General features: G+C 67.3%; 24 protein-coding genes and 1 pseudogene. 15 read left to right on the plus strand and 10 right to left on the minus strand.

The features are described from left to right. The first annotated feature begins 12 nt into the window (after positions 1-12). Entirely contained in the window at positions 13-318 is a 306-nt protein-coding gene (locus AAYO93_RS01140; RefSeq protein ID WP_345763193.1) for a DUF1905 domain-containing protein, read from the plus strand. A gap of 59 nt (positions 319-377) precedes the next feature. Here the strand turns inward: AAYO93_RS01140 and AAYO93_RS01145 are convergent, their stop codons facing one another. Further along, the gene (locus AAYO93_RS01145; RefSeq protein WP_345763194.1) at positions 378-1,409 is read right to left on the minus strand and encodes a LacI family DNA-binding transcriptional regulator; all 1,032 of its coding nucleotides are present in this window, start codon (positions 1,407-1,409) and stop codon (positions 378-380) included. 173 nt (positions 1,410-1,582) lie between these two features. Between AAYO93_RS01145 and AAYO93_RS01150 the strand changes: the two genes are divergently transcribed. The 4 genes from AAYO93_RS01150 (at position 1,583) to AAYO93_RS01165 (ending at position 6,733) form a co-directional block, all read left to right on the plus strand. Then, the gene (locus AAYO93_RS01150) at positions 1,583-2,875 is read left to right on the plus strand and encodes an ABC transporter substrate-binding protein (RefSeq protein WP_345763195.1); all 1,293 of its coding nucleotides are present in this window, start codon (positions 1,583-1,585) and stop codon (positions 2,873-2,875) included. Positions 2,876-2,946: 71 nt separating this feature from the next. Continuing rightward, on the plus strand, positions 2,947-3,867 hold the full coding sequence (locus AAYO93_RS01155; protein WP_345763196.1) for a carbohydrate ABC transporter permease: 921 nt from the start codon (positions 2,947-2,949) through the stop codon (positions 3,865-3,867). Continuing rightward, complete coding sequence (locus AAYO93_RS01160) at positions 3,864-4,772, plus strand: carbohydrate ABC transporter permease (RefSeq protein ID WP_434056661.1); 909 nt, start codon at positions 3,864-3,866, stop codon at positions 4,770-4,772. Before AAYO93_RS01155 ends, AAYO93_RS01160 begins: the two co-directional genes overlap by 4 nt. A 2-nt stretch (positions 4,773-4,774) precedes the next feature. Then, entirely contained in the window at positions 4,775-6,733 is a 1,959-nt protein-coding gene (locus tag AAYO93_RS01165) for a glycoside hydrolase family 127 protein (protein ID WP_345763197.1), read from the plus strand. A 3-nt stretch (positions 6,734-6,736) separates the two neighbouring features. Here the strand turns inward: AAYO93_RS01165 and AAYO93_RS01170 are convergent, their stop codons facing one another. Continuing rightward, the gene (locus tag AAYO93_RS01170) at positions 6,737-7,771 is read right to left on the minus strand and encodes a LacI family DNA-binding transcriptional regulator (RefSeq protein ID WP_345763198.1); all 1,035 of its coding nucleotides are present in this window, start codon (positions 7,769-7,771) and stop codon (positions 6,737-6,739) included. A gap of 99 nt (positions 7,772-7,870) precedes the next feature. Between AAYO93_RS01170 and AAYO93_RS01175 the strand changes: the two genes are divergently transcribed. From AAYO93_RS01175 to AAYO93_RS01185, 3 genes and pseudogenes are all read left to right on the plus strand, one after another. Beyond that, positions 7,871-8,449 carry a GIY-YIG nuclease family protein gene (locus tag AAYO93_RS01175; RefSeq protein ID WP_345763199.1) on the plus strand — a complete coding sequence of 193 codons (579 nt, stop codon included), beginning with the start codon at positions 7,871-7,873 and terminating at the stop codon, positions 8,447-8,449. Positions 8,450-8,499: 50 nt separating this feature from the next. Then, a complete protein-coding gene (locus AAYO93_RS01180; protein WP_345763200.1) occupies positions 8,500-8,934 on the plus strand; it encodes a hypothetical protein in 435 nt (144 codons plus the stop codon). A gap of 26 nt (positions 8,935-8,960) precedes the next feature. Continuing rightward, positions 8,961-9,541, plus strand: a pseudogene (locus tag AAYO93_RS01185) (mismatch-specific DNA-glycosylase). 4 nt (positions 9,542-9,545) lie between these two features. On the opposite strand, the gene AAYO93_RS01190 reads toward AAYO93_RS01185, so the two are convergent. Beyond that, complete coding sequence (locus AAYO93_RS01190) at positions 9,546-9,887, minus strand: DUF4234 domain-containing protein (RefSeq protein ID WP_345763202.1); 342 nt, start codon at positions 9,885-9,887, stop codon at positions 9,546-9,548. A gap of 155 nt (positions 9,888-10,042) precedes the next feature. Between AAYO93_RS01190 and AAYO93_RS01195 the strand changes: the two genes are divergently transcribed. Further along, positions 10,043-10,732: a hypothetical protein gene (locus tag AAYO93_RS01195; protein WP_345763203.1), complete on the plus strand. Its 690-nt coding sequence runs from the start codon at positions 10,043-10,045 to the stop codon at positions 10,730-10,732. 84 nt (positions 10,733-10,816) lie between these two features. Here the strand turns inward: AAYO93_RS01195 and AAYO93_RS01200 are convergent, their stop codons facing one another. Both AAYO93_RS01200 and AAYO93_RS01205 read right to left on the minus strand, forming a co-directional pair. After that, positions 10,817-11,641, minus strand: a complete 825-nt coding sequence (locus AAYO93_RS01200) for a COG4705 family protein (RefSeq protein WP_345763204.1) — start codon at positions 11,639-11,641, stop codon at positions 10,817-10,819. A 112-nt stretch (positions 11,642-11,753) separates the two neighbouring features. Further along, positions 11,754-12,302, minus strand: a complete 549-nt coding sequence (locus AAYO93_RS01205) for a DUF1003 domain-containing protein (RefSeq protein ID WP_345763205.1) — start codon at positions 12,300-12,302, stop codon at positions 11,754-11,756. Positions 12,303-12,494: 192 nt separating this feature from the next. Between AAYO93_RS01205 and AAYO93_RS01210 the strand changes: the two genes are divergently transcribed. Further along, a complete protein-coding gene (locus tag AAYO93_RS01210; RefSeq protein ID WP_345763206.1) occupies positions 12,495-13,502 on the plus strand; it encodes an endonuclease/exonuclease/phosphatase family protein in 1,008 nt (335 codons plus the stop codon). Between the two features lie 40 nt (positions 13,503-13,542). After that, positions 13,543-14,457: a hypothetical protein gene (locus tag AAYO93_RS01215; RefSeq protein ID WP_345763207.1), complete on the plus strand. Its 915-nt coding sequence runs from the start codon at positions 13,543-13,545 to the stop codon at positions 14,455-14,457. 167 nt (positions 14,458-14,624) lie between these two features. Here AAYO93_RS01215 and AAYO93_RS01220 read toward each other — a convergent pair whose 3' ends face one another. Further along, positions 14,625-15,413, minus strand: a complete 789-nt coding sequence (locus tag AAYO93_RS01220; RefSeq protein ID WP_345763208.1) for a DedA family protein — start codon at positions 15,411-15,413, stop codon at positions 14,625-14,627. A gap of 52 nt (positions 15,414-15,465) precedes the next feature. Then, the gene (locus tag AAYO93_RS01225) at positions 15,466-17,010 is read right to left on the minus strand and encodes a glycosyltransferase family 39 protein (RefSeq protein WP_345763209.1); all 1,545 of its coding nucleotides are present in this window, start codon (positions 17,008-17,010) and stop codon (positions 15,466-15,468) included. Positions 17,011-17,172: 162 nt separating this feature from the next. On the opposite strand from AAYO93_RS01225, the gene AAYO93_RS01230 reads away from it, so the two are divergent. Beyond that, a complete protein-coding gene (locus tag AAYO93_RS01230) occupies positions 17,173-17,343 on the plus strand; it encodes a hypothetical protein (RefSeq protein ID WP_345763210.1) in 171 nt (56 codons plus the stop codon). Between the two features lie 22 nt (positions 17,344-17,365). Here AAYO93_RS01230 and AAYO93_RS01235 read toward each other — a convergent pair whose 3' ends face one another. Beyond that, positions 17,366-18,376: a sensor histidine kinase gene (locus tag AAYO93_RS01235; protein ID WP_345763211.1), complete on the minus strand. Its 1,011-nt coding sequence runs from the start codon at positions 18,374-18,376 to the stop codon at positions 17,366-17,368. Next, positions 18,373-19,038 (minus strand): response regulator transcription factor, encoded by a 666-nt coding sequence (locus AAYO93_RS01240; RefSeq protein ID WP_345763212.1) that lies wholly within the window; start codon positions 19,036-19,038, stop codon positions 18,373-18,375. Before AAYO93_RS01240 ends, AAYO93_RS01235 begins: the two co-directional genes overlap by 4 nt. Positions 19,039-19,094: 56 nt before the next feature. Here AAYO93_RS01240 and AAYO93_RS01245 point away from each other — a divergent pair, with 56 nt between their 5' ends. Both AAYO93_RS01245 and AAYO93_RS01250 read left to right on the plus strand, forming a co-directional pair. After that, positions 19,095-19,859, plus strand: coding sequence for a COG4705 family protein (locus AAYO93_RS01245; protein ID WP_345763213.1), 765 nt, complete (start codon positions 19,095-19,097; stop codon positions 19,857-19,859). Between the two features lie 262 nt (positions 19,860-20,121). Beyond that, positions 20,122-20,244: a hypothetical protein gene (locus tag AAYO93_RS01250; protein WP_345763214.1), complete on the plus strand. Its 123-nt coding sequence runs from the start codon at positions 20,122-20,124 to the stop codon at positions 20,242-20,244. Between the two features lie 349 nt (positions 20,245-20,593). On the opposite strand, the gene AAYO93_RS01255 is transcribed toward AAYO93_RS01250, so the two are convergent. Further along, the gene (locus AAYO93_RS01255) at positions 20,594-21,427 is read right to left on the minus strand and encodes a ZIP family metal transporter (protein WP_345763215.1); all 834 of its coding nucleotides are present in this window, start codon (positions 21,425-21,427) and stop codon (positions 20,594-20,596) included. A gap of 400 nt (positions 21,428-21,827) precedes the next feature. Here AAYO93_RS01255 and AAYO93_RS01260 point away from each other — a divergent pair, with 400 nt between their 5' ends. Then, a complete protein-coding gene (locus AAYO93_RS01260; protein WP_345763216.1) occupies positions 21,828-22,367 on the plus strand; it encodes an HNH endonuclease family protein in 540 nt (179 codons plus the stop codon). Positions 22,368-22,390 lie beyond the last annotated feature (23 nt).

Raw genomic sequence — 22,390 nt, forward strand, 5'->3', positions numbered from 1 at the left:
TATCCTCGACACATGGACCTGCGATTCCAGGGCGAAGTCTGGTACTGGCGCGGCCCTGCCCCGTTTCATTTCGTCACGGTGCCCCCTGAGGAGAGCGCCACGATCGCAGACGTCGCTCCGCTGGTCACCTACGGGTGGGGGATGATCCCCGTCGCGCTCATGATCGGCGGCACGGAGACGACGACCTCGCTCTGGCCGAAGGACGGCGGGTACATCGTTCCGGTGAAGAAGCGCGTGCAGGATGCTGAAGGAATCGAGGTCGGGGATCTCGTCGAGGTGCGCCTCAGTATCGACCTCCGCACGCCGCAGTTCCGTTAGCCCGCGGTTCTGTCAGCCCGCTGTTCCGTCGGCCCGCAATTCGTCAGCCCGCAGTTCCGTCAGCGCAGCGCGATGGTCGACCCGCGCACGACGAGGCGCACCGGGAGGTTTTCGACCGTCCCCTCGAGCGGCTCGCCGTCGATAGCGTCGAAGATGCGGCGTGCGGCCCGCCGTCCGAGCTCCTCGAGATTGTTGTCGATGGTCGTGAGCTCCGGCCGCGCGTTCGTCGCGAGCACCTGCCAGTTGTCGTAGCCGATCACCGCGACGTCGTCGGGCACGCTGCGCCCGAGGTCGCGGAGGGTGTCGAGCACACCCCGGGCGATCTGGTCGGATGCGCACACGATTCCGTCGATCTCCGGATGTTGGCGCAGCAGCAGCATCGCGGCGTTGCGTCCCCAGCCTTCCGTCCAACTCGAGAACAGCGTTTCGCCGACTGGGGAGAGACCGGCGTCGCGCATCGCGTCGCGGAATCCGAGCGCACGGTCCTGGGCGGCGGCGAAGGTCGGGTCGCCGCTGATGTGCGCGATCCGTGTCCGTCCGCACGTGAGCAGGTGTTCGACGGCGAGCCTGCCGCCCAGCCGGTTGTCTGGCGTGATCGAGTGGTCGGCGGGGTCGTCGCTGGGCGCGTAGGCGTACACCACCGGCAGCGGGAGGTCGTGGCCGAGGGAGGGGCGCGGGTCGGTCTGGCGGCCGACCACGATGATCCCGTCGACGCGGCGGTTGAGAAGTGCTTTCAGGTGGTACTGCTCGCGGATGGTGTCCCCGCGTGCGTCGCAGAGGAATACGTTCACCTGGCCGGCGCCGAATGCATCCTCAGCACCCATCAGGATGGGGATCACGAAGCGGCCTTCGAGGTCGCTGGTGAGGAGTCCGACCGTTCCGGTGCGACCGGCTGTGAGGCTCTGGGCGAGTGCGTTCGGTGTGAAACCGACTTCGTCCGCGGCGGCGATCACGCGTGCCCGCGTGCGTTCGCTGACGTCGCCGCGACCGTTGAGCGCTTTGGACGCAGTCGAGGTGGACACCCCGGCAAGCCGGGCGACGTCGCTGAGCGTCGCGGCCCGTGACGTGCCGGTTGAAATGAGGTTCGACATCCGTTTTCCTAGTTTCGCGATGTTTCGCAAACCTTATCGCACGAATGTCCTTGACACGCCAAAACATTACCGCTTTACTGGCCGAAAGCCATTTCGGAAACTTTCACTGAAGAGGCTTGCCACGGCGGGGCTTGGCGGCAGCCGGGCTCAATGATGAGCTAAGAGGAGATGCAATGAAGATTTTCCACCGCCGCTCGCGACGATTCGTCGCAGCAGCACTTGCGGGAGCGCTGGCAATCAGCCTCGCCGCATGTTCGGGCAGTTCCGGCGGGTCGCAGCCTGCGGCTTCCATCAGCAAGAACGGAACCGACGACGGCACCAAGATGACGCTGTGGACCCGGGCTCCCCTGGAGAAGCAGGCGAAGCTGCTGGTCGACGCGTACAACTCGAGCCACAAGAACCACGTCGACCTCACGGTCGTGCCGAACGACGACTATGTTGCGAAAGTCGGCGCAGCCGCCGGCTCGAACAGCCTGCCCGACCTGTTCGCGGCAGACATCGTCTACGTGCCCAACTGGGTGAAGCAGGGCCTCTTCCAGGACATCTCGGCGCAGATCGACGGACTGTCCTACAAGAGCGCGATCAACCAGGGCCACCTGAAGGCCGGCACCATGGACGGCAAGGAGCACGTGCTTCCGTTCGTGCTCGACCTGTCGATGATGTTCTGGAACAAGAAACTCTTCCAGGAGGCCGGCCTCGACCCGAACAAGGCGCCCGCGAACCTGCAGGAGTACGCCGACGCGGCCAAGAAGATCCAGGCTCTGAAGCAGCCGGGCGTCTACGGCACCGCGACAGGCCTCAACTGCGGTGGCTGCCTCGTCTTCACCTGGTTCCCCACGGTGTGGGCCGACGGCCAGCAGGTGATGAACTCCGACGGGACGAAGTCCCTTCTCGACAGCGACACGGCGAAGAAGACCTACAGCACGTGGGCGGATCTCTGGAAGTCCGGGGATGTGCTCCCCTCGTCCAAGGATGAATCGGGTCCGACCTGGACCGCAGGCTTCACCCAGGGCAAGGTCGGCCTGATGTTCTACCCGGCGACCCTTCTCTCATCGACGCCGTTCGACGTCGGTGTGGCGGGCATCCCCAGTGCGAACGGAGGAGCCTCGACCTTTGTCGGCGGTGACGGCATCGGCATCTCGAAGGACTCGAAGAAGGCCGCGCAGGCGTGGAACTTCCTGAGCTGGATGATGTCGGAGGACGCGCAGGTCGGCGTGCTCGCGAAGGACAAGGACGTCGTCTCCCGCAGCGACCTGGCAGAGAACCAGTACTCCAGCCAGGACCCGCGTCTCGTGACGATCAACCAGGTCGCAGGCAAGGGCGACACCCCGATCGCTCTCAACTTCCAGCAGGCCTTCAACGCGCCGAACAGCCCCTGGCTGACAATGGTGCGGAACGCAGTCCTGAAGGGAACGGATTCGGTCGACACCGACAACAAGCAGATCACGTCGGTTCTCTCGCAATAGAAATCGCCTCACGGTGGCGGGCGCTTTCGGGGCGCCCGCCACCCCTCTCTCCGCACGAAAGGCTCAACACCATGACTGCCAGCTCGATGGTGGGCAAGCGGCCCCTGCGCCAGGGCCTGAAAAGGCGCCGGAACGGCGAACGCTGGAAGGGCTGGGGCTACGCAGCGCCGACCGCGATCTTCGTCGTGCTCCTGTTCGTCCTCCCGCTTCTCCTGGTCTTCCAGATGTCGGCGTCGAACTGGCCTCTTCTCGGAGGCAACCAGGGATGGAACTTCCCCAAGAACTACGTCGACGCCTTCAACAACCGGTTCTTCGTCGACTCCGTGACTTTCACGCTCACGTACACCGTGGTCACGACGATCATCCTTCTCGGACTGGCTCTGGGAATCGCGTTGCTCGTGCAGGAGTCGACGCGCTGGAAGGGTTTCCTCCGCACGGCCATCCTGATCCCGAGCGCACTCGGGCTGGCATCCGCATCCCTTCTCTTCTACGTCCTCTACTCGCCGATCGCGGGTCCCTTCGCCGATCTCATGAACGCGCGGGGCATCAGCTTCCTGGGCACGCCGGCCGGCGCGCTCTGGTCGACGGTCTTCCTGATCGTCTGGCGGTACGCCGGCTTCTACATGCTCCTCATGCTGGTGGGGCTGCAGTCGATCCCCGACGAGGTGTATGAGGCGGCACGCATCGACGGCGGCAATCCCTGGCAGATCTTCCGCACGATCACCCTGCCGCTTCTGCGCCCGACGCTCGCTCTGACGACGGTGCTGTGCGTGACCGGCTCGCTGCTCGCCTTCGAGCAGTTCTACATCCTGACCAAAGGCGGACCCGACAACAGCACGATCACCGTCGTGCAGCTGATCTACAGCGTCGCGTTCCAGGGACCGAACAACCTCGGCGTCGCCGGTGCGCTGTCGGTGGTCGTGCTGATCGCTCTCGTCATCATCAACTTCGCGCAGATCCGCGCGTTCGGCCAGAAGGAGGATGCCCTGTGAGCGCCGACACGTATTCGAGCGCTGCGACGACCGAGAGCGCTCCGGCGGCTCGCACGACCTCGCGCAACCGTTCGCGCCCGACCCGGTTCTGGGGTGTGGCGGCGCGCACGCCGTACTGGGTCCTCACCGGCGGGCTCGCACTGATCTTCCTCTACCCGCTGCTGTGGACGACAGTCTCGTCGTTTTCGCCGCGCGCCGGAACGAACCAGGTGCACGGCTGGGGCTTCGGGAATTACACGACGCTGGCAAACTACCAGGCCGGCATCTGGGTGTATCTCGCGAACTCGCTGTTCGTGTCGTTGCTGACCGTGGCGCTCACGCTCGCGATCTCCCTGCTCGGCGGCTACGCATTCGCGCGCTTCCGTTTCCCGGGTCGCAACGTGCTCTTCATGGCGACTCTCGCCATCCTCATGGTGCCGTACGCGACCGTCCTGATCCCGCTCTACGTGATCCTGAACTCGGTCGGACTGTCCAATTCCCTGGTCGGCGTGGCCCTGGTGCTCACGATGTTCCAGCTGCCGTTCGCCACGTTCATGATGCGCATCTCGTTCGAGTCGGTGCCTCGCGAACTCGACGAGGCGGCGATGGTCGACGGATGCTCCACCTTCGGGTCGCTCTGGCGGGTCCTGATCCCCGCGGTCAAGCCCGGACTGATCACCGTCGGTCTGTTCGCCTTCCTCGCGGCGTGGAACGACTTCTTCGCACCTCTGATCCTGATCAACGACTCCAATCGGATGACACTTCCGCTTGCGGTCTCGAACCTGCGCGGGCAGGTGCAGGGCGTCGTCGACTACGGCGCGACCGAGGCGGGGGTCGTCGTCCTGGCGGTCCCATGCATCCTGCTGTTCCTTCTCCTGCAACGACACTATGTGCGCGGCTTCATGTCGGGCGCCTTCAAGGGGTGACCATGACCATCATCGACACCGAACGAGGCGGAGCAGCAGAGCCTGCCGTCCGAGCAGCGATCGCGCCGGCCGTGCCTTCCGGGGGTGCGCTCCGGCCGCTTGGGATCGGCGAGGTCCGGATCACCGGCGGCTACTGGGCGGAACGGCAGGCCGTCAACGCCGGCGCCACTCTCGCGCACATCGCCCACTGGCTCGAGCGGGAAGGATGGCTCGCCAACTTCGACCGCGCCGCAACCGGAACTCTTCCGGACGGTCGGCGGGGACGCGAATTCTCCGACTCCGAGGTCTACAAGTACCTGGAGGCGGTGGCCTGGGAGATCGGCCGCACCGACGACGGGCACCTCGAGGAACGGTTCCGCCAGGTCGTCTCGCGGGTGGTGGCGGCCCAGGAGGCCGACGGCTACCTCAACACGAATTTCGGCCGTGCCGGACAGCGGCCGCGGTGGTCGGATCTCGAGTGGGGCCACGAACTGTATTGCGCGGGCCATCTGATGCAGGCGGCGGTCGCGCGCGAGCGGACACGGCCGGGCGCCGACGACGGGCTGCTCGCGGCGACGGTTCGTGTCGCCGACCTGATCTGCGACGTGTTCGGAGCGGACGGTATCCAGTCGGTGTGCGGACATGCCGAGGTCGAGACGGCGCTCGTCGAGCTCGGCCGGGTCACAGGCGATGCACGGTACATCGAGCAGGCGAGGCTGTTCATCGAACGGCGCGGCACCGGGGTGCTCCGCGACATCGAGTGGGGACGCTCGTACTACCAGGACGACATTCCGGTGCGTGACGCGGAGGTGCTGCGCGGCCACGCGGTCAGGGCGAACTACCTGGCGTCGGGCGCCGTCGACGTGGCTGTCGAGACCGGCGACGCCGGCCTTCTCGCGAGCCTCGAACGCCAGTGGGCGCGCACCGTCGCGCGACGCACCTACATCACAGGGGGCCAGGGCTCGCACCACCAGGACGAGGCGTTTGGCGACGACTTCGAGCTTCCGCCCGACCGTGCATACTCCGAGACCTGCGCGAGCATCGCGTCGATCCAGTTCAGCTGGCGGATGCTCCTGGCGAAGAACGACCACAGCTACGCCGACCTCGTCGAGCGCACGCTGTACAACGTCGTCGCGACCTCGCCTTCGCACGACGGCACCGCCTTCTATTACGCGAACACATTGCACCGCCGCGTACCTGGGGCGGCTGCCGACGAGAACGTGGCATCGCCCCGGGCCGAAGCGTCCCTCCGTGCACCGTGGTTCGAGGTGTCGTGCTGCCCGCCCAACGTGGCGCGCACGCTCGCGAGCCTCGACTCGTACATCGCGACCGCAGGCGACTCGGCACTGCAGCTCCAGCAGTTCGCTCCGGCGCACATCCGCACGACCCTCGGGAACGGCGAATCCGTCGAACTCGACGTGGAGACCAGCTATCCCGACGACGGCCTCGTGCGGGTGCGGATCGGCCGCGACGCGAAGGAGCCGTGGTCGCTCGAACTGCGCGTGCCCGGGTGGGCGGGAAGCGCGACCATCCGGGTCGACTCGACTGACAGGGAGGGTGACGAACAGGTCGTCGGCACCGGCTATGCGACTGTGGAGCGCCGGTTCCGAGCCGGGGATGTCGTGAGCCTGAGTCTGCCGATCGCACCGCATTTCCTCGAGCCGGATCCGCGGATCGACGCGGTGCGCGGGTGTGTCGCGATCCAGCGCGGCCCGGTCGTCTATGCGCTCGAGTCGGTCGACCTGCCGAACGGATGGAACGACGTGGCGGATGTGGCGGTCGACACTACCGTCGCCCCCCGCGATTCCGGCGGCCGGGTCGTCGTGCAGCTGTCACGACGGCTCACAGCCGATCGGGCGTGGCCCTACAACGGCGACGGCCAGGCGCCCGCCGAAGCGTCCGTTCCAGTTGCGCTCGTCCCGTACCACGACTGGGCGGAACGGGGGCCGTCGACGATGCGGATCTGGATTCCCGCCGTCTGACCGTCAGCCGACGATCGTGGTCCCGCGCGCGACGAGTTTGCAGGCGATCGGATGGACGCCCGGGCTGTCGTGACCGTCGATCGCCTCGAACAACAGGTTCGCGGCGACGCGGCCGACCTCCTGCAGGTTCATGTCGATCGTCGACAGGGGCGGGCGGGACTGGGTCGCGATCTGCTCCCAGTTGTCGTGACCCATCACCGAGATGTCGGTCGGCACGCTGCGGCCGGCCTCGCGGAGGGCGTCGATGACCCCGCGCGCGATCTGGTCGGAGCCGCACAGCACGCCGTCGACCTCCGGGAAACGTGACAGGATGGTGCGGGTCGCGCCCCGCCCCCAGGTCTCGCTCCACGCGCCGTAATACGCCTCGCCGCCGAGCAGCTCCAGTCCCGCCGCACGGAGCGCTGCGGTAGCGCCCTCGACGCGGTCGCGCGCCGCTGAATAGGTCACGTCGCCTGAGACGTACGCGATACGGGAACGGCCGCACGCGATCAGGTGCTCGGCCGCCATCCGTCCGGCGCTCACGTTGTCGCTGATCACCGAGACGTCCGCCGGATCGGACGAGGGCGCGTACGCGTAGACGACGGGAACCGGCAGGTCGTGGCCCAGGGAGGCCCTCGGGTTGGTCGTGTCGCCGACGATGATCAGGCCGTCGACCCGGCGCGAGAGCAGCGCCTTCAGGTGATGCTGTTCGCGGATCGCATCGCCGCGCGCGTCGCAGAGGAAGACGGAGGTGCTGCCCGCGCCGAACGCGTCTTCAGCGCCCATCAGCACGGGAATCGAGAAGCGGCCCTCGAGGTCGTTGGTGAGGAGCCCGACGGTTCCGGTGCGACCGGCCAGGAGGCCCTGGGCCAGCGTGTTCGGATAGAACTGCAGCTTGTCGGCCGCACGCTGCACGCGTTCGCGCGTCTCCTGGCGCACATGCTCCCGCCCGTTCAGCGCCTTCGAGACGGTGGCGATCGAAACACCGGCGAGAGCGGCGACATCTTTCAGGGTGGCGGGCCGGTCCCTCTCGTCGGACGCGCGCTCGTTGGTCACCATCGGATGCGACTTCCCCTTCGGCTGGAGCGGATAGCAACACTGTACGGCAAAGCTTTTCCGAAACGGTCGAGCGTCGGATGCGGAGGGTACTGTGCCCGCATGGGACCAGAACGCGAAGCCGGCGGATGCGCGATCACGCTGCGCGACGGACGCGCCTGCCCAGAGCCGGTCGATCCCGGCGCGCCCCTCGCCCTGTGCCCGAATCACCTGCTCGCAGCCTACGACTGGGTGGCCAGGGAGGTGGGCGTCACCGACCTCCTGCCGTCGCCGTGCCTCGCCTGTGGCCGCCGGGTCGGCATCCGGTATCCGTCGGGCTGGATCTGCGCCGCGTGCGAGTGGCGTGTCGGCGACCTTCCCGACCAGGGCGTCATCGACGTGCGCGTCGACGTCGTCTACTACCTGCGGTTCGCCGACCGCATCAAGATCGGCACGTCGAACAATCCGCGGCAGCGGTTCGCCGCGCTCCCGCACCACGAGGTTCTCGCGTTCGAGCCCGGAGGGCGGATGCTCGAACAGCGCCGCCATGCCCAGTTCGCCGAGCTGCGCATCCCCCGCACCGAGTGGTTCGAGACCGGTCCCGCCCTCAGCGAGCATGTCGCGGCACTCCAGGCCGGGGTCGACGATCCGTGGGCGCAGTACGCGTCGTGGCGGAGCCGGCGGATAGCGCTCGGCGGCTAGCGTCGCGTCCGCGGGCTGCGAGCGCGCCCCAGCCTTGCGAGAATAGGGGGATGACGCCCCCGAGAAACCGCGCCAACGAAGAAGCCTTCCCGAAGAACGATCGAGGGACCGGCTCGCTCAACGACTACAAATTCGACATGATCCCGCGATCGGCGAAGCTGCGCGTCCAGCTCGCAGGCAGCGATCCGTATCAGGACGAGCTGCGCACAGTGCTCGAAGAGAGCGGCACCGACGTGTTCACGGCGGGCGGGCAACGCACCATCGAAGAGGAGCGCACCGACGCTCCGATGGAGCTGCGACTCTTCACCGGCCGACGCGTCAGCGGAATCGTCGGAACCGTGCCGCGCGGGCTGGAGCCGGCGTTCGTGGAGGCGCTGGTGCGGCTGGAGCGGGCCAACAAGCCGCCGCGCATCCCGGCCGAGATCGTCAAGACGCGTAACGGGCTCCGCCTCGAAGTGCTCATCGGGCAGACGCGGGACGTCTGATCCGGGCCTCCCCCTAGGCTGATCGCGTGACGATCTCGCGCGCGGAACTGCTCACCTATCGTGGTGCAACGCTGCCCGATCTGGTCGGCCCGGGCACGCGGCTCCTCTTCGTCGGGATCAACCCCGGACTGCTGACCGTCGCCGTGCAAGCGCATTTCGCCAAACGCGGCAACCGGTTCTACCCGGCGCTCTACCGGGCCGGCATCACCGATCGCGTCATCGACGCCGCAGACGGCTTCCGCCCCGAAGACCGCGCCTACCTGCTCGAGCGCGGTCTCGGCATCACGAGCATCGTGCCGACGGCGACGGCACGCGCCGACGAGCTCACTCCCGACGAGCTGATCGCCGGCGGCGTGGCGCTCCGGGAACGGGTGGCGCGCATCCACCCGTCCGTCGTCGCCGTGCTCGGCATCACTGCGTACCGGGTCGCGTTCGATCGGCCGGATGCGCGGGTCGGCAGACAGGACGACGCCTGGGGGGCACGAACGTCTGGGTCGCACCGAACCCGAGCGGTCTGAACGCACACGAGTCGCTGGCGAGCCTCGCCGACGCCTATCGGGCCATCGGCGCTGCGGCCGGCCTGGAGCTGTACCCGGAGCCGGTCTGAGCGGTCAGGCGATCACTGAGCTGTAGTGCAGGTCGCCGATCGCCGGAAAATACGGTTCCTTGACGCCGTTGAGGCCCGCCTGGACGAACGTCGCGCCGATGTTGCCGAGCAGGAAGAGCAGCGCGAACGGCGCGAGGGTGCTCCTGCCGGTGATGTGCGCGATGCCGGCCGAGAACTTCCAGAGCCACCAAATGTTGACGATCGGCAGGATGTAGAACCAGGTCGTCGGGATGCGCGCATCCCGTGTCGTCAGTTCGCCACGGGTTGTGGCGAGCCAGACGATCCAGTAGATGCCAAGGGTGAGAAAGGGTAAGAAAAAGACGGCCGCGGGGGAACGACGCTTCACGGAACTCCTCGTCGAGTTGAATGATCGCGTTATCTTATCTTTCTGAGAGAAGTCGCAGAAAGCCCGCATAGGGGGCACATTTCGGCGCCGTCGTCGGGCCTGGAACGGTCACTCGAATACCGCTATCCGCCGTGGTTTGTTAGCCTCGGACGGGTATGCAGACCCGACTTCGCACCCCGACGCACGGCCGCCGCTCGGCGCGCCGCCCGGTCGCGGTGTCGAAGGCGATCGTCACGCGGGCCATCCACCATCGCATCGGCGTCGGTGTCACTGCCCTCGCGCTCGTGGCCGGACTGTCGATCTCACCGACTGTGCCGGCCCAGGCGACAACCGTGTCGTCGGGCCCGCGCGGACCCGTCCAGGTGTTCTACGTGGATGCCCACGTGGCAGCCCCGCCGGTGAAGCGCGACGAGATCCACGCCACCGACGGCGTGCAGACGCTGACCACGAATGCGACGAACGCAGACTGGGCGAAACTCGTCATGATGTTCGGCGGCTGGCCTCAGAGCGACAACAACGTCACCGTGATGCTGCGCTGGATGCGCCAGGAGAACGGTCCGCCCGACTGGTATAACCGCAACAACCCGCTGAACAACGGTTACGGTTCGGGCGGTGGCGCCGGCCTCGGAAGCTACCCCGACCTGGTGACGGCCGCGAAGTATGCTGCGCAGAACCTGCAGCGCGGCTATCCGGGGATCGTCGCGGGCTTTGCAGCGAGCGCGTCCCCTGACGTCACCGCTGCAGCGATCTGGGCGTCCCCGTGGTCGACGAGCCACTATGCGAACGGCTCCCACTGGAGCACGCGCCCGGTCGAGATCGTGCAGGCGCCCGCTTCCGCCTGGTGATCGCCGTCGGCTAGTCGCCGCCGAGAACAGGGTTGTTCCCGAAAAGACGCGGTCTTAACGGGGACAACCCTGTCTCGCTGGGTGTCAGTCCGCGTCGACGGCGTCGGGATGCGCGAGCTGGGACTCGCGCGTCGAGGTGGCGACGCGCAGCTTGCGCCGCTCAGTGACGGTCAGGAAGGTGACCAGAGCGACGATCGCGGCGAGGAAGATCGCGCTCGTACCGACCGTCCCGAGTCCCAGGCCTCCGTCGGCCTTCGGCTGCGACAGCAGGTCGCCGAGGGATGCGCCGAGCGGCCGGGTGAGCACGTATGCGATCCAGAACGCCGCGATCGCGTTGAGCTTGAAAGCGAAGTGGGCCAGAGCGACGAGTCCGATGGCGGCGGCGAAGACCCCGACCGATGCCAGGTAGCCGAGGTTCAGCTGCTCGGCCAGCAGGTCACCGGCGGCGGTGCCCAGCGCGAACGTGAACAGGATGGCCAGCCAGTAGAAGCCTTCGCGCGAGGTCGAGTCGATCTGGTGGATGGAGAGGGTGCGCTCGCGGGCGTACCAGACGATGAACGTCGCGGCCAGCGCGATCGTGAAGACGACTGTCGTGACGACGAGGCTGATTCCGAGGTTGTCGGTCAGGTTGTCGGTGATCAGGGTCCCGAAAATGCTGATCAGGACGACGGCGACCCAATACAGGGACGGCGTGTACGCCCGGGACCGGAACTGGAACACGAGAGCGACGACGAGCAGGGCGCCCATCACGATGGTCGTGTTCGTCAGCCCGAGATTGAGCGTCGTGCTCAGGAAGTCGGCGGCCGTCTCACCGACCGTGGTCGCGAGGACTTTGATGACCCAGAATGCCCAGGTCGGATCGGGAACCTTGTTGAAAGTAACGCGGTTGTGCGGGCGGGTGGTGCTCATCGGCGGTTTCCTGTCGGTTGGGCGCATCCGTGGCGCGACGCGAAGTCGAGCTTCCGAAATTACGGGAGCGCCGGCAAGAACCGTCTAAGAATGCGCCCGAAGCCGGCGTCCGCTATCGCGAAGTGTCGGGGCCGCCGGCCGGCGCGCCGTCTCCGAGCATCCGTTCGTGCATCTCGCGCGTCAGCGTGTGGATGGTCCGGGTGAGTTCCGTGTTCTCCTGCAGCAGTTTCTCCTGCGCGACGTAGTCGTGGTCGGCCTTCGCCTGCTGGAACGCCGCCTGCCGGTTCTGGCCGATCATGACGAAGGTCGAGAGGAAGATCGCCTCGAGCGACACGATCAGGGTCAGGGTCGGCCACGGGCTCTTCTCGAACACGAGCATCCAGACGGCGAACAGCAGGATGTGCAGGTAGACGAACATCATCGACCCGGCGAAGGCGGTGATCGCATCTGCGATCCGCAGCTGAAGGCTGGCGGCCCGGCGCTCCGCCTCGGAGAGTACCGCGGGATGCATCTTCTCGTGCGGCGCGTTGGCGAGCAGGCGGCTCGGTCTCAGGAACGGTCGTCGGTGCGTCGAGCTCGGGGGTGTCCCGGTGGCGGTGCCGCCGGCTTTTTGCGGGGTCGGTGATCCGGATGCTCCGGTCGGGGATGTGGGCTGCGACATCGCTCTGCTCCAGGCTCACGGCGGGTCCCTCCCGCCAGTGAGGCGAGCGTACTGCCCAGGCTTGACGTTGGCTGGGAAGCGGGCGCTCACCGTCACCCGGACTGGCGTTTTCGCTTGGGCGATTCCGCAGGTAGTGTTCCCTCACGGTCTCGATTCGCGACCGGACGACCATCCGGATCCTGGAGTCGAATCGTGCGCAGAAATGAGGGCGTGGCCGGTGAGCGTCCGCGCCGTTCGGCCCGGTCCGGATGGTGGTGGGCGGCGGGGATCGTCGTTGTGGTCGCGGTCGTGCTCGGGTTCGCAGACATCCTGGGGATTGCGCGCGCGCCGATCGTTGCCGGTGTGCTCGCCCCGCGGAATGCGGTGACCGTTGCGACGGGGGTTGGTGCTCTGATCGCGCTTGTCGTGACGAGCGTCCCTTCGGTGCGGCGGATCGCCCTTCCGTTCGCCGCCGCGCTCGCCGTAGCAACCGCGATCAGTGCGCCGATCGTTCTCGCTCGCGGGGTCGTCGAGGGTCGACCCGCGGCGCTCGCCGGCGCACAGGTGCGCATGCTCTCGTGGAACATCAACGGCGACCTCGTATCCGCGGAGACCATCGCCGCGGAAGCCGCTTCGGTTCACGCAAATGTGGTCGTCCTGCCCGACATCTCTACCGCCGAGCGGCCTTCGCTCGTGGAGGCGTTTGCGCGCCACCACATCACCATGGCCCCCGAAAAGGTTCGTGGGGATGAGGTGATGGTTCTGACGGATGCGGCGCTTCGCAGGAGCGACGTGACCAGCGTCGGAAGTCCGGCCCACTCAGCCACGCTGGCACTTCATCCGTCCGACCCCGGTCAGCCCACGTTGCTCGCCCTCCACGCCCCGCAGCCGACGCTGCGCGGGAACGCCGACTGGCGTGCCGAGCTCGCCTGGGTCACCGATCAATGCTCGAAAGGCGACACCATCGTTGCGGGCGATTTCAACGCGACGTTGGACGAGCTGGGCGAATCCGGCCTCGGAGGCTGCCGCGACGCCGCGGCGTCAGCTCATGCTGCGAGCGTCGGAAGCTGGCCGACCGCCGTGCCGACCTGGCTCGCGATGCCGATCGACCACATCTTCGTCACGCCCGACTGGAAAGTCGACAGCTTCACCGTGCTGACCGACCAGGACTCGTCTGGTGCGCGGCACCGTCCCGTTCTGGCCGTGCTCACGCGACGGTGAACGGCGATCGGCAAACCGTTGGTCCCGACAGAATGAGCACATGGACCTGACGAGTGACATCAGCCGTGGCGCCTGGATCAGGCGGCGGCTCGAGGGATGGGGCGTGGTCGGCGGCGTCGTGCCTCGGGGATTCGACGCGTACGTGCGAATCCTCCATCCATTCGACGCGACGCTCTTCGACCTCGACGAGTCGCATTCCGACGAGTGGGGAAACCCAGCGGTTCTCGAAGACGCGGAATGGACCTGGGCGCGTGTCGCCGAGCGCACGGGTCGAACAATGCATCCGCTGGTTCAGTCGCGGAACCTGGAGGATGAGAGTCACACCCGGTTCAGCGACGGATGGCGCCTCGGCCAGACGAGCGAAGGCACCTTCGATCCGGCGTCCCTCGCCCGACTCGTCGGCGCATTCCGGGCGGCGACGGCCACGCCACTCGACATCACCGTTGCGGTATGGATCGGCTGGGGTTTCCAGAACGACGGTCCAGGAGCCGCCGTCGCCTACATCGCGTTCACTGCAGACGGAGACGAGTCGGCGGACGATGAGCGCATCCGGATCGATTCATTCCTCCAAGGCCAGCGTGTCGCGGTCTCGGGGGCTGTCCGATCGGCTGTTGGCGCGGCTCCGCAAGGTACGCTCCAGCTGCCCGGCAGGGAGTACCTGCTCTTCGAAACGACCCTCGACGAACTCGCGGACCCCTCGTGGACACAGCATGCGGGTATCGGCGGGAACGGTCTTCCGGCCGGTGCCGGGCATACCCCGCAGCTTCTGTGGCCGGCCGACCACGCCTGGTGCCTGGCATCGGAGATCGACTTCGATTCGACGCTGGTCGGCGGCTCGCGCACGCTGATCGATTCGATCCTCGCCGACGATGCGCTCGAAACGTATGAGGTCGGGCCGGACGATGACCTCACCTGGCTGGGCGACACGATCAACCCCGCGCCACCCCTTCCCTGACGCGTGGTTCTGTGAACGGATGCACGTCCGCGTCTGAAGTCAATCCCTCCCGCAAAAGCATCCGCTGGCTTAGCGTCAGACATGACGCAGGGCGCACCCCGAAGCGTCACTGTGAGAGTCCCGGTTCTCCCGCACCGGCACCCCTCAGGCCGGGAGGGCCGGGGCACTCACGAAGCGGACGCATCCCTGTCGGAGGCTGCAGCCGTGGCCGCGCGGGCTCGCGCATCCGCTGCATCCGTGCCGCCGGCGGCCGCTGCCAGGGCCGCCCCATCAGCAGCGTCCGCTGCATCCACTCCCGCGTCATCGCCGGCCGAACGGCGTCGCGATTTCCGCGACGCCAGCAGCCGGATGAGCAGCGGCACGATCGAGATCACGACGATGCCGATCAGGATGAAGTCGAGGTATTTCGAGACGAAGTCCGCGACGCCGGGGATGTGGCCCAGCCAGTACCCGAGCAGCACCACGACGGTCGTCCAGACCACCGCACCGACCACGTTGAACAGCGTGAAGACGCGGCGCCGCATGTGCCCGACTCCGGCGGCGACGGGGGCGATGGTCCGCACGACCGGAACGAACCGGGCGACCGTGACCGCAGCCGGGCCGAACCGGTCGAAGAAGTGCTGCGTTCGCTCCACGCTCGCCCTGCTGAACAGTCCGGCCTCGCGTCGCTCGAACACCGCGGGTCCTGTGCGTCTCCCGATCAGGAAGCCGAGTTGGTCGCCGAGGATCGCCGCCACGGCGATCGCGAGAATGGTGACCCAGAGCGGCTGCGTGATGTGCCCGGTGAAGGTGAGCACGCCGGTGAAGAAGAGCAGCGTATCGCCGGGCAGGAAGAAGCCGATGAGCAGCCCGGTCTCGCAGAAGACGATCCCGCAGATCACGAGCAGTGCCCAGCCTCCTGAGCCGTCGATCAGGGCTTGCGGGTCGAGAAGGCCTGCATGAAGTCCGTGGAGCATAGGTGAAGGTATCCGTTCGTTCGGTCGGTCGGTCGGTCGGTCGTGAAAAGGGTCAGCGGGTGAATTCGACGATCAGGCTGCGATGCGTGTGGATGACTGCCCCGCGCTCTTCGAAGCCGATGCGCTCGAGATCGCCCGTCCCGTAGGTGTCGGGCTTGCCAAGGGCGTATTCGATCAGCCACACCCGGCGGATGCCGTCGAAACGCCCGAGGGACGCCGCCTTCGCGACGGTGTAGGCGCGATCCGCCCATCCGTTGTTCGCCGTGTACGGCACGTCGAGCGTGGCGTCGCGCGTGTTCGCGAAACCGGCCGGGTAGGCGTGCATCGCGAGTCGCGGCTTCTTCGACGGATGCGCGGACTCGTCGAAGACGACCGCGTCCCCGGCGACGGCGTGCGATCCGATCACGCTGCTGATGACGGCCCAGTCGCTGTCGTTCTTCGCATACGGCGTGCGCTGGGCGAACCAGATGGGCGCGGCGAGCCCGGCCAGGGCGACGAGTGCGACCACGTCGATCCAGCGCCGGCCCCGCGAGAGCGCGTCGATCCCGCACGCGATCAGGAGCGCCGCCGCCGGCGCGCAGAACGACACGTAGCGGGCTGTGAATGCCGGGATGGCGGCGCTCCCGAGCACGAGCACGAGCGTCGGCAGGAAGAGCCAGGCGGACGCGACCGATACCAGTGACGGAGCGCGCGTCGTCTCGTTGAGCCCGGCATCCACGCTCGCAGTGGTCTGTCGCGCGCGCCTGCGGAACGCATCCACCAGTGCCACGACGATGAGCGCCCACGCGGCCGCCGCGAACCAGGGCGCGCCGAACCACAGCGAACTGAACACCGTGTCCGGACTGAGCTGGTCGTGCGTCGCCAGGTAGGAGATCTGTCTGCGTTCCAGGATGGCGAACACCACGATCGGCACGGCGGCGACGGCCGCTACCCCGACAGTGGTCGCCCAGCGCACGAGAGTGGCTCGCGGAGCCCGAGCGTTGACCAGGATCACCGCGTGCACGAGCGCGAACAGCGCGACGTACAGGAACACGTAGATCCCGGCCGCGAACAGAACGCCGTAGGCGACCCAGAGCCGGGTCGGCGCCTGCTCGCGCCGCAGCAACTCGAGCAGCAGCACCGTCAGCCACGACACGATCGCCGCGCTCAATGCGAACGACCGCGCCTCTTCGCCCATGTAGGTGACGCGGGGGAGCAGGCAGCACACGATCCCCGCGATCACGCCGAGCCTCGCAGACCCCAGGCGGGTCGCGACGACCACGACCGCAGCGACCGTGAGGCCGACGGCGATCGCACTCGGGAACCGGATCGAGAACGGCGAGGGACCGAACACGGCAACCCACCAGTGCAGGAGGAAATAGTAGGTGCCGTGCACGGCGTCGACATGCCGGAGCATCGTGAACAGTGAGGGCAGCGGGCGCTCAGCCGACATCAGGCTGGTTGCCTCGTCGCCCCACAGTGACGGCGTCCACGAACCCCACGCGGCGACGACCACTCCGACCAGGCCGAAGAGCGCAGCACGGTAGCGCAGCGGCACGGATGCGCTAACTGCGGTGACGGGTGCGGGCTTCGTTGTCCGATCGATGGTCTTCGACATGCGGGACCTCCAGCCGGCATATACCTCTCGGTCGACCCCTCCAGTCCAGCCCTGCCGCTCCCAGAAAGGTCCAAGAACCCGCCTGATCTGTGAACGCCCACAGTTTCTTGGAGGCATCTGGGAGGTGGGTGCGGATGCTGGGGTGCGGGAGGGGATGAACGGATGCGAACGGAGAGACGGATGCGCTGGACGTCGGTTCTGGGGCTGTCGGTGGCAGTCGCGATCGCGACGGTCCTCTACTCGGTCGCGCTCCTGGTCTCGGACGACCCCGATGAGGATGTTGACGCGGACGCCGACGCGTTCGAGGGCGACCAGCTCAGCGAGTTCGACTGACCGCCAGCCGTGCGCAGCCCGGCTAGTGGGCGAGCGGCAGCGTGAGCACGAGGGTGGTTCCCTCGGGCGAGGTCTCCGCGACGTCGACCGTGCCGCCGTGCCGGGTGGCGATGTCGCGCACGAGCGCCAGCCCGATCCCGAAGCTCGTCCTCGGAAGGGCGGGCGCGCTCGTCGGGGCCGCGTGGGCGAACCGGTCGAAGATGCGACGCGGCTCGATGCCCTGGATGCCCGTGCCCTCGTCGGCGACGGAGATCGCCACTTCACGCCGGTCGGCGTCCACCCGCACTCGGATGGTCGTGTCATTGGGCGAATGTGCGACGGCGTTGTCGAGCAGCGCGGTCAGGCATCGCTGGAGGCTCGTCTCGGGCACGCGGGTCGCCGGCTTCGTCCCTTCCGCGACCGTGAGCGCGATCTCGATCCCGCGCGGGCGGGCGAGGACGGCCATCGCGTCGACGGCGCTCCGGACCGCGGGCTCGACGGCGACCGGTGCGGATGCGCTGCTGTTCTCATCCGCGTCGGCTGCGAGCAGCAGGTCGTTGACGATCTCGATCAGGGTCCGCGTGTCCTCGCGAAGCTGCTCGACCGTCTCCCGCGAAGGGTCGTGCTCGTCGAGGCTTCGCTGCAGGATCTGGAGTCGAGCATCCAGCACCGCGAGCGGCGTACGGAGCTCGTGGCTCGCATCCTGCACGAACGTCCGCTGGATGCGCAACGCGCGACCCAGCGGAAGCACCGCTCGGCGCGTGATCACGAGACTGAGCACACCGGCGATCGCGACGGCCAGGATCCCGACGATGACGAACGCGATGAGCGCCCCCGTCGTGTCGATGTAGATCTTGTGTTCGCCGGGCAGCGGCTTCTCGCTGAGTTCCGAGGGCCGCAGCTGGTCGAGGATGAAGAAGAACGCAGCGCCGATGGCGGCGATGACGAGGGCGCCGGATGCGATCGTGATCCAGAGCCCCACGAACCGGGATGCGCGGCGGACCGCACGCGTGTCGCTGTCGACCACTGCATCCCTCCCGTTCTTCCGGTTCACAGCTGCCCCAGCCGGTAGCCTTCGCCACGCACGGTGGCGATGATGTCCTTGTCCGTCTTGCGTCGCACATAGTGCACGTACGTGTCGACGGTTCCAGGCTGCTCGTCGCTTTCGAAGACGGCTCGAAGAATTCCGTTGCGACTGAACGTGCGCAGCGGATTCTCGGCCAGCAGCCTCAGCAACGCGCTCTCGCGGACGGTCAGCTGGATGCGCCCGTCATACGGCGAATAGATGCAGCGGCTCTCCGGATAGAACTCCCAGGCGCCGATCGACAGCGACGGCCCTTCGCCCGTGAAAGTTCGGAGCAGGGCGCGGAGGCGGGCGAGGAGTTCGTCGAACTCGAACGGCTTCACCAGGTAGTCGTTGGCGCCGGCGTCGAGTCCGTTCACCCGGTCGGCGACCGTGCCGAGGGCGGTCAGCATCAGGATGGGCGTGACCACCCGGCGCGCCCGCAACGACTCGACGACCTCAACCCCATTGCGACCGGGAAGCCGGCGATCGACGACCATCACGTCGAACTCCTCGGTCAGGCCAGCGTTCAGCCCGGCCTCGCCGTCGACGACGCGCAGCACGTCGTAATGCTCAGTGAGGACCTGCTCGATGAGGGGCCCGAGTTGCGGGTCGTCCTCGATCAGCAGGAGGCGGGGTCGGTTCTCGTCCATCGCTGCTCAATCTAACGCTTGGCCGATTCTTAGAGAATCACTGGCAGGGTGGGCGGGTGCTGCGAAACAAAGTCCCCGAAGTGACGGCGATCTTCTGGATCACCAAAGTGCTGACCACCGCCATGGGCGAGACGACCTCCGACTTCATGGTGCACCAGATCGACCCGCCGGTTGCCGTCGCGATCGCGTTCGTCGTGCTGGCCGCATCCCTCGTGCTGCAGTTCGCGGCGAAACGGTACCTGCCGTGGGTGTACTGGTTCGCCGTCGTGATGGTGAGTGTGTTCGGCACGATGGTGGCCGACGTCATCCATGTGCAGTTCGGGGTGCCGTATGCGGTGTCGACCACCTGCTTCATCGTTGCCCTGGCTGCGATCTTCGCGCTCTGGTACGCGACGCAGAAGACATTGTCCATCCACAGCATCGACACGCGTGCCCGGGAGATCTACTACTGGGCGGCGGTCATGGCGACCTTCGCGCTGGGCACGGCCGCCGGCGACCTGACGGCGACGACCTTCCACCTGGGTTACCTCGCCTCCGGGATCCTGTTCGCGGTGATCATCGCCGTCCCTGCGATCGGGTTCCGGTTCTGGGGCTGGAACGGGGTGTTCTCGTTCTGGTTCGCCTACATCATCACGCGCCCGCTGGGTGCGTCGTTCTCCGACTGGCTCGGTCTTCCGCCGGAGCGCGGCGGCGTCGGTCTCGGGACGGGACTCGTGAGCGCCGTACTGACAGTCGCGATCATCGTCTGCGTGGCGATCATGGACCGCGACCACAACCGCGCGACGCGGATGCCCGCGCTCGCGGTCAACGCTGCGGAGTAGCGCGCGGCGCGCGCGGTCTCTGCCGCCGCCGGGCCGCGGTCGCGCCGAAAGGTGCGAAAAGTGGCCTAAAAGTGGTCCGGCGGGCGTTGTCAAACTCAGTGGAGTCGTTTAGGTGCGGAGCTCGGAGGTCGCGACACTGCGGGTCGCTGTCGATTGTCGCCATTGATTGTTCTTCCGTCGACGGGTTTCAGGGCCGGGTGGCGGTTTGCTCATTCACCAAATGCGAGTACCGTCGCACGATCACCGACGAACAGGAGTGGCGATGACTGACAAAGAGAACAAGCGTTCCGACGCCGAAGAACTTCCCGACGGTTCAGGGTCGGACGCGAGTGCACCAGAAGAGGGCGAAGATACGGCTTCAGGCGGCGGACCCGATGACAAGTAAGCCGCGACCAGAGAACACGCCTCACCCCGATGAGGTCGACCCACGGGAAGGAACCGCCCCGGACGACACCCCAGTGGAGAACCCTTCCGGATGAGGCCTCAGACGCGTTGCTGGACGGGCGCCCTTCCAGCAACGCGTCGTCATGCTGCGTCGACCATCGGGCGCACGGTTCCCTTGGCCGGAACGTTGATTCCGACGAACGAGCACCCCCACGACTCCTCGCAGCTTGACACAGCCCGCGAACACCACTTTTGGCACCTTACGTCGGGTGGGCCGGCTAGTCCATCGGCAGGCGGCCGACCGGTAGCGGCAGGCTAGACGCCGGCGCCCGCCGACCGGCAGCGGCAGGCTAGACGCCAGCCGCCGTCACGATGAAGTCCGTGGCGAAGCCTGCGGCGAGGCCGATCAGGATGCCCCAGTACAGCGTGTAGCCGCGACCGAGCTTGAGAGCGACCCCCAGCAGCTGGATGATCACATAGATTATCGAGCCGGCGGCGAGGGCGAGGAACGTGATCGCGAGCGCGTCGTTCACGAAGATGCCGCCGAGGATGGAGCCGACGACGGTCGGCCCTCCGCCGATCAGGCCGAGGAGCGCGAGCTGGCCCCAGCCGGGGCGGCGGCTTCCGCCTGCGAGGGGTGCGGTGATGCCGAAGCCCTCCGTGGCGTTGTGGAGGGCGAAGCCGACCACGAGTACGACGGCCAGGCTGATCTCGCCGCTCGCAGCCGACTGACCGATGGCAAGTCCTTCGGAGAAGTTGTGGAGACCGATGCCGACGGCGATGAGGAACGCCAGGCGGCTGGCCGGCTCGTGCAGGTGCAGCACTCCGCGGCCGGAGTCCGCGATCGTGGGGTCGATCGCCTTGGCGCGGGCGGCGATCCACCGGTCGTATCCGGCGAGACCCATCAGCCCCACGATGATGCCGCCGAGGAAGAGCGAGCCGAGCCCGATGAACGGCCACCAGGAATCGGTGTGGTCGAGTGCTGCCTTCGTGAGGGCGGCTTCGACCGGCTCGACGGCGTGGGTGAGCACATCCCACAGAAGGAACAGCAGCACACCGATCGTGATCGCGTTGAGGAGCGAGCGCACGCCGACGGCGCGAGGACCGAGCCGGCCGATAGGGAGGCCGAGGAAGATCGTCACTCCGGCGATACCGCCGAGAATGGCAGCGTTGGTCAGGTTCATCGAGGGGGCTCTCCAGCGGAAGGATGAGGGGGTGCGGTGGCTTAGGTTACCCTAGCCTAACTTCAAAGATGCAGCGTATTGGCGTGTCGATGTCGCACCCCTGATGCAGACTTGAGGCATCGACACCACAGCACGCCGTGCCGTCCTTGCGACGGCCGCCCTCACTCTCGTTCTCACCGTCACCGGATGCTCGGCCGGCACTTTCACCGCGATCTTCCCGTCGCCGAGCGACGATGCCTCCGCACACGCCGGTTCGACGGCTGCGACGCCGGCGGCTTCCGCGCCGCATCCCTCCGCGCCCGAGGCTCCCGCGACCGCGGTCCCGAAATCCCCGGCGCCCCCCGCGGGCGTCCCCGGCGCGTCGACCGCGGATGCGCGTGCTCTGCTGGCCACGATTCCGGTGAAGGGCAAGGCGCCCCTCACCGGATACGACCGCGTCGGTGACTTCGGCCCTGCCTGGAAGGACATGGACCACAACGGCTGCGACACCCGCAACGACATCCTGAACCGCGACCTGGTGGACGAGACGAAATCCGGCATTTGCAGAGTGCTCACCGGTATCCTGCACGACCCGTACACCGGCAAGACCATCGACTTCGTGCGCGGCCCGCACTCCGCCGACGTGCAGATCGACCACCGGGTGCCGCTCGCGAACGCCTGGCAGACCGGCGCGCAGCAGCTGACCCTGCTCCAGCGCGAGCAACTGGCCAACGACCCGCTCAATCTCGTCGCTGTGGACGGACCGACCAACGAGCGCAAATCCGACGGGGATGCGGCGACCTGGCTTCCACCGCAGACCTCCTACCGATGCCAGTACGTCGCATCGCAGGTGGCTGTCAAGGCGAGATACCACCTGTGGGTGGCGCCGGCCGAGCACGACGCGATCGCGAGGGTCCTCGCAAGCTGCCCGGTCATCCGCGTGCCCACCCCAGGCCACTGAGGCGGCGCCTCGGCCCTCTCATC

This window comes from Diaminobutyricibacter sp. McL0608, from assembly GCF_039613825.1.
Lineage (GTDB): Bacteria > Actinomycetota > Actinomycetes > Actinomycetales > Microbacteriaceae > Diaminobutyricibacter.

Excerpts from the sequence above, each read along its gene's own strand:
- AAYO93_RS01255 (WP_345763215.1), bottom strand. The coding sequence starts at position 21,427 with ATGAACCTGACCAACGCTGCCATTCTCGGCGGTATCGCCGGAGTGACG.
- AAYO93_RS01170 (WP_345763198.1), bottom strand. The coding sequence starts at position 7,771 with ATGGTGACCAACGAGCGCGCGTCCGACGAGAGGGACCGGCCCGCCACC.
- AAYO93_RS01140 (WP_345763193.1), top strand. The coding sequence starts at position 13 with ATGGACCTGCGATTCCAGGGCGAAGTCTGGTACTGGCGCGGCCCTGCC.
- AAYO93_RS01175 (WP_345763199.1), top strand. The coding sequence starts at position 7,871 with ATGGGACCAGAACGCGAAGCCGGCGGATGCGCGATCACGCTGCGCGAC.
- AAYO93_RS01205 (WP_345763205.1), bottom strand. The coding sequence starts at position 12,302 with ATGTCGCAGCCCACATCCCCGACCGGAGCATCCGGATCACCGACCCCG.
- AAYO93_RS01240 (WP_345763212.1), bottom strand. The coding sequence starts at position 19,038 with ATGGACGAGAACCGACCCCGCCTCCTGCTGATCGAGGACGACCCGCAA.
- AAYO93_RS01150 (WP_345763195.1), top strand. The coding sequence starts at position 1,583 with ATGAAGATTTTCCACCGCCGCTCGCGACGATTCGTCGCAGCAGCACTT.
- AAYO93_RS01180 (WP_345763200.1), top strand. The coding sequence starts at position 8,500 with ATGACGCCCCCGAGAAACCGCGCCAACGAAGAAGCCTTCCCGAAGAAC.
- AAYO93_RS01250 (WP_345763214.1), top strand. The coding sequence starts at position 20,122 with ATGACTGACAAAGAGAACAAGCGTTCCGACGCCGAAGAACTTCCCGAC.
- AAYO93_RS01155 (WP_345763196.1), top strand. The coding sequence starts at position 2,947 with ATGACTGCCAGCTCGATGGTGGGCAAGCGGCCCCTGCGCCAGGGCCTG.
- AAYO93_RS01215 (WP_345763207.1), top strand. The coding sequence starts at position 13,543 with ATGGACCTGACGAGTGACATCAGCCGTGGCGCCTGGATCAGGCGGCGG.
- AAYO93_RS01200 (WP_345763204.1), bottom strand. The coding sequence starts at position 11,641 with ATGAGCACCACCCGCCCGCACAACCGCGTTACTTTCAACAAGGTTCCC.
- AAYO93_RS01145 (WP_345763194.1), bottom strand. The coding sequence starts at position 1,409 with ATGTCGAACCTCATTTCAACCGGCACGTCACGGGCCGCGACGCTCAGC.
- AAYO93_RS01225 (WP_345763209.1), bottom strand. The coding sequence starts at position 17,010 with ATGTCGAAGACCATCGATCGGACAACGAAGCCCGCACCCGTCACCGCA.
- AAYO93_RS01220 (WP_345763208.1), bottom strand. The coding sequence starts at position 15,413 with ATGCTCCACGGACTTCATGCAGGCCTTCTCGACCCGCAAGCCCTGATC.
- AAYO93_RS01165 (WP_345763197.1), top strand. The coding sequence starts at position 4,775 with ATGACCATCATCGACACCGAACGAGGCGGAGCAGCAGAGCCTGCCGTC.
- AAYO93_RS01230 (WP_345763210.1), top strand. The coding sequence starts at position 17,173 with ATGCGAACGGAGAGACGGATGCGCTGGACGTCGGTTCTGGGGCTGTCG.
- AAYO93_RS01195 (WP_345763203.1), top strand. The coding sequence starts at position 10,043 with ATGCAGACCCGACTTCGCACCCCGACGCACGGCCGCCGCTCGGCGCGC.